Source organism: Anabaena cylindrica UHCC 0172 (assembly GCF_034931625.1).
Classification (GTDB): domain Bacteria; phylum Cyanobacteriota; class Cyanobacteriia; order Cyanobacteriales; family Nostocaceae; genus Anabaena; species Anabaena cylindrica_A.
Map to the genome: position 1 here is coordinate 41754 of NZ_JAYGGY010000008.1, position 13174 is coordinate 54927.

The 13174-nt window shown below is 40.7% G+C and carries 7 protein-coding genes and 1 pseudogene; 6 read left to right on the top strand and 2 right to left on the bottom strand.

The annotated features are described in order from the left end of the window. Positions 1-108 precede the first annotated feature (108 nt). Complete coding sequence (locus VB713_RS03955) at positions 109-6255, bottom strand: lamin tail domain-containing protein (protein ID WP_323310280.1); 6147 nt, start codon at positions 6253-6255, stop codon at positions 109-111. Positions 6256-6624: 369 nt separating this feature from the next. Here VB713_RS03955 and VB713_RS03960 point away from each other — a divergent pair, with 369 nt between their 5' ends. Further along, positions 6625-7482, top strand: a complete 858-nt coding sequence (locus VB713_RS03960; RefSeq protein ID WP_323310281.1) for an SDR family NAD(P)-dependent oxidoreductase — start codon at positions 6625-6627, stop codon at positions 7480-7482. A gap of 115 nt (positions 7483-7597) precedes the next feature. Here VB713_RS03960 and VB713_RS03965 read toward each other — a convergent pair whose 3' ends face one another. Then, positions 7598-7750, bottom strand: a complete 153-nt coding sequence (locus tag VB713_RS03965; RefSeq protein ID WP_323310282.1) for a nicotinate phosphoribosyltransferase — start codon at positions 7748-7750, stop codon at positions 7598-7600. Between the two features lie 413 nt (positions 7751-8163). On the opposite strand from VB713_RS03965, the gene VB713_RS03970 reads away from it, so the two are divergent. From VB713_RS03970 to VB713_RS03990, 5 genes and pseudogenes are all read left to right on the top strand, one after another. Next, complete coding sequence (locus VB713_RS03970) at positions 8164-9555, top strand: nicotinate phosphoribosyltransferase (RefSeq protein ID WP_323310283.1); 1392 nt, start codon at positions 8164-8166, stop codon at positions 9553-9555. A 2-nt stretch (positions 9556-9557) separates the two neighbouring features. Then, positions 9558-9926, top strand: a complete 369-nt coding sequence (locus tag VB713_RS03975; protein ID WP_323310284.1) for a four helix bundle protein — start codon at positions 9558-9560, stop codon at positions 9924-9926. A gap of 57 nt (positions 9927-9983) precedes the next feature. Then, positions 9984-10623: pseudogene (locus VB713_RS03980) on the top strand (nicotinate-nucleotide adenylyltransferase). Then, complete coding sequence (locus VB713_RS03985) at positions 10548-11294, top strand: NUDIX hydrolase (protein ID WP_323310285.1); 747 nt, start codon at positions 10548-10550, stop codon at positions 11292-11294. The pseudogene VB713_RS03980 and the gene VB713_RS03985 overlap by 76 nt, the downstream one beginning before the upstream one ends. 105 nt (positions 11295-11399) lie before the next feature. Beyond that, entirely contained in the window at positions 11400-13124 is a 1725-nt protein-coding gene (locus VB713_RS03990) for an NAD+ synthase (protein WP_323310286.1), read from the top strand. The last annotated feature ends 50 nt before the right edge of the window (positions 13125-13174 follow it).

A 13174-nucleotide genomic window follows, 5' to 3' on the forward strand; every position in this document is an offset into this window, starting at 1 on the left:
ATTACCATTAATCAAGTTTAGGGTGCGGGCTACCCTGAGAGTGATAGCGTAACGCACCCTACGTATCTTGATAGCTCTGTCTCCCGGAAGGGATACAAGAATCAAATATTACACCAATACGAACTGGTTAGAGTTGGTCACATCCAAACTCACAGCTTGAATGCCAGTCAGAACTGCGAGAGTTTGATTGTTAAAGTTAATCTGAGTATCAGCACCTACTTGATTTAACTGGAGTGTTGAGGTAGTAATACCTAAGTTAACAGCACCATTAATACCAATCACATCAGCACCAATTTGGAAGTCAACAATGGTATTAGCAGCTTGTGGTAGTTCAACATTCACAATTAAAAATTGATCATTACCAGCACCACCAGAAAGCAAGTTACCACCACCTGCTTGCACAAAGAACTGATCATTACCATCACCACCTAAAGCGCGGTCATTGCTTCCCAAATAGAAGATATCATCGCCAGCACCACCGGACATCCGATTTCCACCTTGAGCATCAGTAGCATCAAATTTATCATTGCCACTGCTACCGAAAGCGCGATCATTGCGATTGAGATCGATAATATCCTCACCACTGCCGAGATAAATGCGGTTATTTCCGGCATTTACAGAAGCAGCTACAGTTTGCATATCTACAGTGTCATTTCCTGCTCCGGTAAATAGAATATCTTGTATCCCATCAAAGCTGCTACCTTGAACCGGGAAGATATCATCATTACCAGGTGTACCAAAGGAAGTTACGTTAGGGGTACTAGGGGTACTATCGGTTATTGTCAGGGTTACTAAAATTGGGTCGTGGTCACTTGCCCGTTCAGCATTATCTACAAACTCGCTATTGATATGAACAATGTCAATTTGGGCAGAATTGCTCAAGTTATTGCTGACTAAAATATGATCCAAGGATTGAGAGTTACCATCAAAGTTGTAGGTATATCGCTCATTTTCTGGCAAGGTATTGGTGAGGTTGGTAAGAACAGGACTATTACCACCTGCCAGAATACTCAAGGGGGAAATAAACTCAAATTCGTTCAAGTCACCAACCACAACAACTTTAGAATTAGGATTAGTTGCCAAAATCCCATCTACAAAATCATTTACTGCTTGAGCTTGAGCGCGACGCTGGTCTAAAGATCCATTGATAGTAATATCTTCCTGTCCATTACCAACAGATTCACCGCCAACGGAAGGTTGATTTTGACCAAATAATGGACTGCTACCACCTTTAGATGAGAAGTGATTGTTAACTACTGTGATCTCTTCACCATTGAAAGCGAAGTTGGCTATTAGTGGTAAGCGGGTGTCAGTGAAAGCAGGAAAGGCAGAAGAGGGAACAGTTTTAACAGAACCATCTACCAAATCAACGCGGCTGTCATTGTATAGGAAGGCTGTACGGATGTTTGCACCGGGCTGTCCACCACTGTTGTTATTGCTAATGAAGGTGTTATCAATGAATTGGTAAGTGGGACCACCTGCGGCAACTATGGCATCAATTAGAGTTTGTAAGGTGAGGCTGGCACTGAAAACTCCATCATTGGTACTGCCACTATTGTCTTGAATCTCTTGTAAACCGATGATATCAGGACTTTTGAGATTATTGACAATTTGATTAGCGATCGCATGAAAACGACCATCAGCAATATCTTGATCACCATCACCATCATTAGGATCAAGGTTAAGAACATTGTAAGTTGCGATCGCTAAAGTATCACTATCCTGATTCAAAGTAGTAACTTCAGGTTGCAAATTAGCAAATTGAATATTACTGACAAAATCTTCCGTGGGAATTACCTCAAAGTTGCCAAAGTTATAACCGACTACACCAGTGACATCACCCAACCTATCGCCGACATTGACATTGGGGAAGGCAAAATCAAACACACCATTATCTGCGTCAATCTGGATGCGTTCGGGGTTAAAGTCATTAGGTGCAATATTGATTGTGCCGCGCTGACTCAGACCAGTTGCTCCCGTGCCATTATCAACAACAGTGTAGATTTCCCCAAAACTGTTGGTAGGACTAACAGCAACTAAATCTGTAGCTGTGACTCTCATTCCTTCCACAGATTCCCAGAAATCAATCCCGTCAGTAGTGGGGTCAAAAGATGTGAGTCCATCGTCGTCAATGACCTGGGATGGAGGCACTCGACCGCCCGCACCAAGAATCACCGCACTGGGTAAAGCATTACCACTGGAGAGGATGGTGATTGTGGGATTGCCACCTATTTGGGTAGTGGAAAGGTTGCCTGTACTAGCTCCACCGGGGGTAAATTCACTGACTGTACCTGTAATAATGATAGAGTCACCAACGCTCACTGTAGGGGCGCTACCGGTAAAGACAAAAATGGCTTCGGATGTGGCGATATTGTCATCAGGGTTGGGATCTTGGAGATAAAAACCATTGGAGTCAACAGCAGTAACAATACCGGGGACATCCGTAACAATTTGCCCAATTAACGGTGATGTGTGACCTGCTCCTTGAATAGTATGAATTTTGATAGCATCAAGGGTAATTTCTTCAGTACGGAATTTCTGGAAATTGTCTTGATCTAGGTCTTTAGATGCTGTGCTGTTGTTGTACCAGAAGGTGTCACCATTATCTACTAACAATTGAATCTTGGTATTACCTGTGAGATTATCTGGAACGGTAACAATGCCCTCAAAACTACCATTGGTGTTTAAAGCAGTTAAATCTGCTGTTCTCAATACTGGTGCATCTCCAGCATTACCAGTCCAGGTATAAAGACGGAAATCATTAGGAGCGGTATCAGTTGCTGCTCCCACTGAACCGGCAATAATCACATATTCCCCTGTATTATTGCGTTCGATACTGCGAATACCGCGATCGCCTAAATCTAGCTGAATGGGTGCGCCAAAGGTAGCTGAACCTGTTGTCCCACCTGCATTATCGAGAATTGAGGAGAAATTAGTAACGGGTACAATTAAGGCTTGAGTGCGGTTACTGGTGGGTTCTAGTGGTGTACGGAAAGCAATATACAAACTGTTACCATCGGGACTAGCGGTTAAACCTTCAATATTAAAGCCATTGCTAGAACTGACAGAAACCCCTCCTGCTGCACTGGCTGCTAAACCAAGGAAACCAGCACCGAGTCCATGACCATTATTGTTATCCCAAGCAATTAAATCATCTTCGAGAAATCTGTAAGATCCGGCAAAGTCCAGGGTTGTATTGATACCTGTTCCAGAAACTGTAGTCGCAAAAATCCGTTCTCGATTAGGAGCGTCATTGTTGCTAGAGTTGTTACCGTGAGAACCAATCCAGTAAATTGTATTGCCAATTTGTACTGAACCTTCCAGGTCTACTTCCCCATCTAAACCAGGGAAAGTGGAGAAATCAAAACTGGTAATTGGTGATCCTGACTGATTGCGATCGTAAAGACGAATGATTTGGTCTTCATCATCAGCTACCAACATATAATCAGCATCAATGGCTATCGCTGTGGAAGCGTCACTTGTTCCATAGTGGAAGCGGGTGGTATCAGGAACAACGGAAGCAGCAGAAGCCCCATAGTTGATCATGTATTCCACAACATTCTCACCATCGCTGACTGATATGGTGATATCTGCAAATCCAACTCCAGTGGGATTAATTTTCAAGTTGCGTGTGCCACCACTGCCTGTCAGGTTTAAATTGGCATTGGGGACAACTGATTGATTGTTGCTAGTAACTGTAACTGTGAGATTTTCCACAGGTGTATCAGCATCAGTAATTACTAAATCAACACCCAATGTCCTAGCTGGATCTGTGGGATCATCAATTGCACCACTTAAAAATCCTGAACCTGTAGCGGGGAGATTAATTAAAGGTGAAGTTGTGTTTTCTGTAATTGTGGGAACTGCCCCTACCGCTGCATCGTTATCACTAATATTAACTGTGGCAATTGTGGGAACTGTAATTCCGTTATAACCAGCATCTGCACTGGTGGCAGAATGGGAAATTGACCCTGTGTGATCTCCTTCTGATAAGGCATCATCAACGGCGGCTACGGTTACAGTTTGGGCAATATTCCAATTTGCAGAGGTGAAAGTCAAAGTATTGCTATTGACAGTCAATTGGGAATCTGGATTAATGGCAATTTCTACATCTGCCGTTGGTTGACTTCTCAATACAACCGTATAGGTATCAGTTGCACCACCTTCTGTTACTGCTGTATTTCCATCAGACTGGCTGATTAAAACCGCAGGACTGGGAACGGCTGCACTGCTATAACTGCCAGGGTTGCCAAGTCCACCACTGAGAGAATTAAAGGAATTTAAACCATCTCCCAGGGTTGAAAGTGTCCATTGAGTCGCATCATTTTTACCCAAATTTGCGGCTGCTGTCCAAGCACTGACACCATTTGCTCTTGATGTACCGGGAAATTTGGTGGTATCTCCATAGGAGAAACTATCAATGAGTTGATTGCTGCTATCAAAAATATTGATTTCATCTTCACGACCTAAGTTAACTGTGAGTTCTCCAATTATTTTTACTGATGAGGATAAACCCCAATCTGTGCGGAAACTGTCAGCGTTATTTTCTGTGACAATTACCGACTCACCAGCGCCAACTATGCCAAAAGCACTGAGGGAAACTGTACCAGCAATGCGGGAATCATCGTCATAACTCCAACCGTTTAAATCAATGGCATTATCGCCAATGTTGGTAATTTCAAAAAATTCGCTGCCATTACCACCGTCTTGATATTCTGTAATTCTAATTGCGGGTGAATTTGGTGCGGTGTCGTTATCGGTGATGCTAACTGTGAGGTTAGGAATTGTTAGACTGTTGTAAATAGGATCAGTGCTGGAAATGCTATGAGCGATCGCACCACTATGAGGTTTAGTTTCAAAAATACCATCATCTACAGCTTGGACGGTAATTGTCTGGGGTGTAGTATCACTCAGGTTTAAAGCCAGATTAGCAGAGAAGTTAATCCCGTCTGCACTCAGGAGAGTCTGTCCATCAGAGACGACAATATTGATATTAACTGCGGCGGCGGGAACGGTAGTTAGTGCCAGGGTATAGGTATCAATTGCACCGTTTTCTGTGACAGATGTATTACCCTCAGTTTGAGTGAGGATGATAGTCGGGACAACTTCAGTTGCATAGCTTCCAGGATTACCAATATCATTAGCAGTGGAAACAACAGAACCTTGAAGATCGGCAATAGTAGACAACTGCCATTTTGTCGCGTCATTAATACCTAGATTCTCTACTGCTGTCCAACCGCTGACATTTTGAGTTCGCACCCCTCCAATCACTTGATCATTATAGGTAAGCCGATCTACGAGTTGATTGTTATTGTCGTAGATATTAATTTCATCACCGCGTCCTAGTCCTGGCGCAGAATTTCCAATCACTTTAACTGTGGAATCCAGACCCCAAGCTGTGCGGAATGCAGTTACATCAGCAGTTTCGGTGAAAATAACTGATTCTCCCGGTTGTACCGTACCAAAGTCACTGAGGGAAAATGTACCAGGAGTGCGATCGCTATCTGAGTAACTCCAACCTGTCAAATCAACTGGATTTTCACTGATGTTAGTCAACTCCACAAATTCACCATCACCCCCAGAATAAAGATATTCTGTGATTTGAATAGATGCAGTAGTTGCTAATGTAAAGGCTGTGTCACTAAAAGGTACATCTGGGGCAATAGTATCAATACTCTGATCGCCAGAACCATCTTGAGCAATCCAATTGCTAGGATTATTGATAATCGGTAAATAGTCAGTAAAATTAGCTGCACCTGTTCTATCGCTATTAAAAGCAGCAACATCCGCGCCATTAGTTACTAAAGATGATAAATCGAGAGCGGTTTCTCCAGCCGTTAAGCCTGTATTGGTGAGTGTTCCATTGCTTTCACTAAAACCACCCCCTGCGATCGCTGTAATAAATGTGGGTGAACTTGCATCTCCCTGATAAGCATAAAGCACTTCACCACTGGCGCTCAGTCCTCTATTATTGCCTCGTTCTCCTACAGGTTGGGTAATTGTTCCTGTGCTGGCGATAATCTCTCCTGAACCAATATTATCAATACGGATAATAGTTCCTGCGGAAATTAAACTGTTAGATGTCCAGCTAAATGCACCTTCATTTGTATCATTCCAAGCAGTACCGTTCCACTCATTATCCTCAAAAATAATTACTTCGTTAAGATTAATGTCAACTAATGCCACAAAAGCAATATTGTCATTACCATCTGCGTTAAACCCAACAAAGGCGATATTGCCCGCAGTAATTGCCATAATTCAAATCTTCCTTGCGATTTTAAGAAATCACATCAAAATAATTGGTTAGTATCCTATCTAGTAGGTTTACCCAGTTTGGTTAAGAGAACAAAAAGTAAAAATTATTAGAACATTATCAATACTTTTTCCAAACAAAGAGAATGACAGGGAAGGCTTCTTACTATAAATCTTGTTAAAGATACTGTTGTTTTTCCGTCCGGTTTTTCGAGCTTTCATCTGCATAAGTTAGTAGGAAGCCATCTGATCAGCAACGTCGAAGGGATCACCAAATAAAAAAATACTCAACCACCTGAAAAATCTCTCAAACACTCATTTCTCCGTGTCCTCTGTGCCTCTGTGGTTCGTTTCTCATCATCAAAAAAAATCATGGTTGCAGAAAATCAAAATACAGTAGTAGTTACAGGAGCTTCAACAGGAATTGGTCAAGCCTGTGCTTTGCTTTTAGACCAGTTGGGTTTCTCTGTTTTTGCTGGCGTGCGTCAAGAGATGGATGCTCAAATACTTAAACAGAAAGGATCTCAAAAGCTCATGCCATTTTTTTTAGATGTGACTGATGCAGAGTCAATCGCATCTGCGGTTGATACAGTCACAAATGCAGTAGGTGGTGCGGGTATTTTAGGTTTAGTGAATAATGCCGGAATTGCCGTCCCTGGACCTTTGGAATTATTACCAATCGCAGAATTTCAACAACAAATGCTGGTTAATGTTACCGGTCAATTAGCAGTAACACAAGCATTCCTCGGTCTATTACGTCAAAGTCGCGGTCGAATTATCAATATAGGTTCTATTGCTGGTAGAAGTCCGACTCCGTACTTGGGAGCTTACAATGCTTCAAAATTTGCCCTGGTCGCACTCACTGATGTGATGCGGATGGAATTACGACCTTGGGGAATCTCGGTTTCCATTATTGAACCTGGTGCGATCGCTACTCCAATTTGGGAAAAGTCTCTAAGTCAATCGGAAATAGCACAGCAAAATCTACCGCAATCGGCACAAAATCTCTATGGTCAGTCCATGAATATTGTCCGCAAAAAAATGCAGATGCTCGCATCTGGGGGAATTTCTGCGGATATTGTCGCTCAGGCTGTTGTCCATGCGCTGACTGCAAAGCAGCCAAAGACACGCTATCTTGTTGGTAAAGATGCCAAAATCGGAGCGATACTGAAGTATATTTTGCCCGATCATTTGCATGATCAGTTAATTTTATACTCAATGGGTTTGTAAATTACTTGGAATAGATAGGCATGACCGTATTCAGGTTGCAGGTCTATATTGCTACCCAACTACGGTGATGCCTTAATCATATCTTTCTGAAAGCGATCGCATAACAAAACGATACCTACCAAGATTCTGCTCTCCCCTTTTTAAAAGGATCACCTGTAAAAGCTTGGAAACCAATCACAGGATAGGCATCATCATTAGGAGAAAAAATCCGCATTGCTGCTTCAGATATAAACTGAGCCATACTAGCAAGTATTCTAGAGATAGCCATAATATTGAAACTCCTTTTTTATTCGCTATAAACTGCGATAACTATACTTTAGTTCTGTTATTATCTAATTGCTCATACTTGCAATATATTGACAAGTTATGCAATGATTTTTTAGATATATTTGCAATACTTTATCTTATCTAATAGTCAAAATAATCCCCTTAATTCTAATTATAACTGCAAACAAGTCAATGGGATATATCTATGGTAATAACCTATTGGAATATACCTCCAAAAATATCTGATAGTTGCTACAATCACCATTAATAAATGTGAATTAATAGCCAGTTATAGATTACTCTCCTTGTAAAAGTAGGGATTTCGGGCATTTTTTACTCTATATCCATTAGATACTTGACATTAATTATGGTAGAACTTACCATAATAAAAGCAGCACTTGGGGAAGCTCTCAAATGACAACCTTTCCACATATGGATTATGGACAGAAAAGCTACCAAAACCCAGAATTAAATCTCAGTGTAGAGGATTACAGCTTGCTAACTGACCTTTACCAGCTAACAATGGCAGCTTGTTACACAGGTGAAGGTATAGAACAAAAACAGGCCAGCTTTGAATTATTTGTGAGACGCTTACCTGAAGGTTTTGGTTATTTAATAGCGATGGGTTTGGCGCAAGTTTTAGAATATTTGACTAAATTCCGCTTTAATTCCGCACAAATTTCTGCTTTACAGGCAACGGGAATTTTTGCCCATGCACCTGAGCGTTTTTGGTCATTATTAACTAAAGGCGCTTTTACGGGTGATGTCTGGGCAGTTCCAGAAGGAACAGCAGTATTTGCCAATGAGCCATTATTAAGAGTAGAAGCACCTTTATGGCAAGCGCAGTTAGTAGAAACCTATCTTTTAAATACCCTTAATTACCAAACTTTAATAGCAACTAGAGCCGCAAGATTGCGTGATATTGCGGGGGAGAAGGCAACACTTTTAGAATTTGGGGCAAGGAGAGCTTTTAGTCCTCAAGCCTCTTTGTGGGCAGCACGGGCAGCTTTGGCTGGTGGTTTAGATGCCACTTCTAATGTGTTAGCAGCACTACAACTAGGGGAAAAACCTAGTGGGACAATGGCACACGCTTTAGTTATGGCTTTGTCGGCTTTGGAAGGAAGTGAAGAACAGGCGTTTACTGCATTTCATCAATATTTTCCTGGTGCGCCATTATTAATTGATACCTATGATACGGTTGCTGCGGCGCAAAGATTAGCTGAAAGGGTAAATTCTGGAGAAATGACTTTAAGTGGAGTCAGGTTAGATTCTGGGGATTTAGTTAGTTTATCAAAAACAGTGCGATCGCTCTTACCAGATATATCAATTTTCGCTAGTGGTGATTTAGATGAATGGAAAATAGCTAGATTAATCAAAGCAGGTGCAGAAATTGATGGTTATGGACTAGGAACCAAATTAGTCACAGGTTCACCCGTGAATGGAGTTTATAAACTCGTCGATATTGATGGTATTCCTGTGATGAAAGAGTCTAGTGGTAAGTTTACTTATCCAGGCAGAAAGCAAATTTATCGCTCATTGGTAGGAGGTAAGTTACAGGCAGATAAACTAGGATTATTTAATGAAAATCTAGTTTCTTCACAACCTTTATTACAGTTAGTAATGAAACAAGGTCAGCAATTACAACCGCATGAAAATTTAGCCACAATTCGTCAACGAACTTCCATTTCAGTTGCCAGTTTACCAGAGGAAACAAGACGTTTAGAAAATCCAGTTTCTGTAAAAGTGGAAATATCTAAAGAATTGCAAAAGCTGACAGAAGAGACTAAAAGGTGTTGGAGGAGTTAAAAATGACAAGAGAACCAGCTAAAAGTTTTCAAGATTTGATTGTTTGGCAAAAGGCACATCAGTTAGTCTTGGAAACCTATTACTTCAGTAACAATTTTCCTAAATCTGAAATGTATGGACTAACATCTCAATTAAGGAGGGCTATTGTTTCTGTCCCAGCCAATATAGCTGAAGGGTTTAAAAAGAAAACTTATGCCGATAAATTAAGGTTTTTTAATATAGCAGAAGGGTCTTTAGAAGAATGTCGTTACTACTTCATTCTTACTAGAGACCTCAATTATGGAGATAGTACATACCTAATCTCCCAGCTAGAAGAAGTTAGTAGATTGCTAATTGGCTATTCACAATCTATTCTTAATTCTCACTCCTGATATCATACTCCTTCTTCCTCATTCTTCTGAACTCCTGAACTTCTGAACTCCTTTTTTATGCAAATCGCTTTATTTGGTACTAGTGCAGATCCTCCAACTGCGGGACATCAAAAAATTCTCAAGTGGTTATCTGAGAGTTATGATTGGGTAGCAGTTTGGGCTGCGGATAATCCTTTTAAGTCTCAGCAAACGCCTTTACCTCACCGGGCAGCTATGTTACAATTGTTAATTACAGATATAGATGCACCCAGGCAGAATATTACTTTAGAACAAGAATTGAGTAGCTGGAGAACTCTGGAAACAGTAGAAAAAGCAAAATCGCGTTGGGGTGATGATGCTGAATATACTTTGATAATTGGTTCAGATTTATTGCATCAGTTACCACGGTGGTATCATATTGAAGATTTATTACAGCAAGTCAGACTGCTTGTAATTCCTCGTCCTGGTTATGTCATAGATAATTCTAGCTTAGAGGGAGTTGAACAGTTAGGAGGTAAAATTGCGATCGCTAGTCTAACCGGTTTAGATGTCTCTTCCACAGCTTTTCGTGAACAAAAAGATCCCGACACCCTCACACCCCACGTCGTTGCTTATATTCATCAACAGCATTTGTACGTTTAAATGCCAGAACGCAACCATAAAAAGAGTCCAAATCAGATCAATCAACAACCTTTGGCTGATTTCAAAGTCGGTGTAGATAATGTCATTTTTTCTGTAGATACTGCTCAAAATCGGCTACTAGTGCTGTTAGTAATGCGACAGCAAGAACCATTTTTAAATTCTTGGAGTCTTCCTGGTACTTTGGTACGTCAAGGAGAATCTTTAGAGGATGCAGCTTATCGGATTATGGCAGAAAAAATAAAAGTCAATAATCTTTATCTGGAACAACTTTATACTTTTGGGGGGCCAAATCGTGACCCCAGGGAACAAATTGATAGCTATGGTGTGCGTTATTTATCTGTTAGTTATTTTGCTTTAGTTCGATTTGAGGAAGCAGAATTAATTGCTGATAAGGTGGCTGGGATTGCTTGGTATCCGGTTAAACAAATACCCCAGTTAGCATTTGATCACAATGAAATTATTACCTATGGACACAGACGATTAAAAAATAAGTTGGAATATAGTCCGGTGGCTTTTGATGTTTTGCCAGATACGTTTACTTTGAATGATTTATATCAGTTGTATACTACTGTTTTGGGGGAAAATTTCTCGGATTATTCTAATTTTCGGGCGCGTTTACTGAAGTTGGGTTTTTTGTGCGATACGGGAATTAAGGTTTCTAGGGGTGCTGGTCGTCCGGCTAGTTTGTATAAGTTTGATGCTCAGGCTTTTGCACCTTTTAAAGATAAGCCTTTGGTGTTTATTTGATTTGAATATGGATTAAATGAACCGCGAAGGCGCGAAGGACGCGAAGAAAGAAAGAAGAAGGAAGAGAAGAAGAAAGTCATTATTTATAATATTCCAATTACCAATATGAAAATAGCGATTGCTCAACTTAATCCAATCATTGGTGACTTGTCTGGAAATGCTAAACAAATTCTTGATGCTGCTGAAAATGTAGTGTCTTCAGGTGTGCGTTTGCTGTTGACACCAGAACTTTCTTTGTGTGGTTATCCACCCAGGGATTTATTACTAAATCCTAGTTTTGTGGAAGCTATGGATATTACTTTACAACAATTAGCTCAGGATTTACCTGCTAATTTAGCTGTGTTGGTAGGAACTGTTGTTAAAAATACTGACGCGCAGATTACTGGGGGAAAAAGTTTATTTAATAGTATTGCTTTATTGGAAGCAGGTAAGGTTCAGCAATTTTTTCATAAACGACTTTTACCAACTTATGATGTTTTTGATGAACATCGTTATTTTGAACCAGGGTTAAAACCTAGTTATTTCAATTTAGATGATATCAAGATTGGCGTAACTATTTGCGAAGATTTATGGAATGATGAGGAATTTTGGGGTAAACGTAGTTATCCGGTTAATCCTATTGCTGATTTATCGTCTTTAGGTGTTGATTTAATTGTGAATTTATCTGCTTCACCTTATACTGTCGGTAAGCAAAAGTTACGAGAAGCGATGCTGCAACATAGTGCAGTTAATTTTCAACAGCCAGTAATTTATACGAATCAAGTTGGTGGTAATGATGATTTGATTTTTGACGGACGTAGTTTTGCTTTAAATCGTCAAGGTGAAATCGTCTGTCGCGCTAGGGGTTTTGAAGCTGATTTATTAGTTGTTGATTTTGATGAAATAAAACGCGATTTACAGTTTGGTGCGGTTGCATCTGTCTATGAATCAGAAGATGAGGAAATTTGGCACGCTTTGATTTTGGGTGTGAAAGATTATATTCAGAAATGTCATTTTTCTCAAGTGGTTTTGGGTTTAAGTGGTGGGATTGATTCGGCTTTGGTAGCGGCAATTGCTACTGCTGCACTGGGTAAGGAAAATGTTCTTGGTGTGTTAATGCCTTCTCCTTATAGTTCCCCACATTCTATTAGTGATGCTTTGGCTTTAGGTGAAAATTTGGGAATTAAAACTCATCTTTTAGCCATTGGGGAATTGATGCAAGGTTTTGATCATACTTTAGCTGATTTATTTACCGGGACTGAGTTTGGGATTGCTGAGGAGAATATTCAATCGCGGATTCGTGGTAATTTATTGATGGCGATCGCTAATAAGTTCGGTCATTTGCTTCTGTCTACTGGGAATAAGTCGGAAATGGCTGTTGGTTACTGCACTCTTTACGGCGATATGAATGGCGGTTTAGCGGTGATTGCAGATGTGCCTAAAACCCGCGTCTATTCTCTGTGTCAGTGGTTAAATGTTCATACCCAGACGGAAATTATTCCCGAAAATATCATCACTAAAGCACCCAGCGCGGAACTGAAACCGGGTCAAGTTGACCAAGATTCTTTACCCGCATACGATATCCTAGATGATATTTTAAGCCGTTTAATTCACGACCACCAATCAGCAGAACAGATAGTTGCAGCAGGTCATGATGCAGAAGTTGTCAACCGAGTGTTGCAAATGGTAGCACGGTCTGAATTTAAGCGGCGACAAGCACCTCCCGGACTGAAAATCACTGACCGCGCTTTTGGTACTGGTTGGCGAATGCCTATTGCTAGTAAAATTAACTGGGTGGCTGTGAATAATTCTCACCACAAGACAAGTATCTCTACTAGTATTTCCACTTAAAAGTGACCGTGAAAGTTGGGGAAACAAGTTTTTGATTAGACAACAAGCCA

Bases quoted from the DNA above. Each gene is read 5' to 3' on its own strand.
- VB713_RS03990 (WP_323310286.1), top strand. From the start codon at position 11,400: ATGAAAATAGCGATTGCTCAACTTAATCCAATCATTGGTGACTTGTCT.
- VB713_RS03960 (WP_323310281.1), top strand. From the start codon at position 6,625: ATGGTTGCAGAAAATCAAAATACAGTAGTAGTTACAGGAGCTTCAACA.
- VB713_RS03965 (WP_323310282.1), bottom strand. From the start codon at position 7,750: ATGGCTATCTCTAGAATACTTGCTAGTATGGCTCAGTTTATATCTGAA.
- VB713_RS03975 (WP_323310284.1), top strand. From the start codon at position 9,558: ATGACAAGAGAACCAGCTAAAAGTTTTCAAGATTTGATTGTTTGGCAA.
- VB713_RS03985 (WP_323310285.1), top strand. From the start codon at position 10,548: ATGCCAGAACGCAACCATAAAAAGAGTCCAAATCAGATCAATCAACAA.
- VB713_RS03955 (WP_323310280.1), bottom strand. From the start codon at position 6,255: ATGGCAATTACTGCGGGCAATATCGCCTTTGTTGGGTTTAACGCAGAT.
- VB713_RS03970 (WP_323310283.1), top strand. From the start codon at position 8,164: ATGACAACCTTTCCACATATGGATTATGGACAGAAAAGCTACCAAAAC.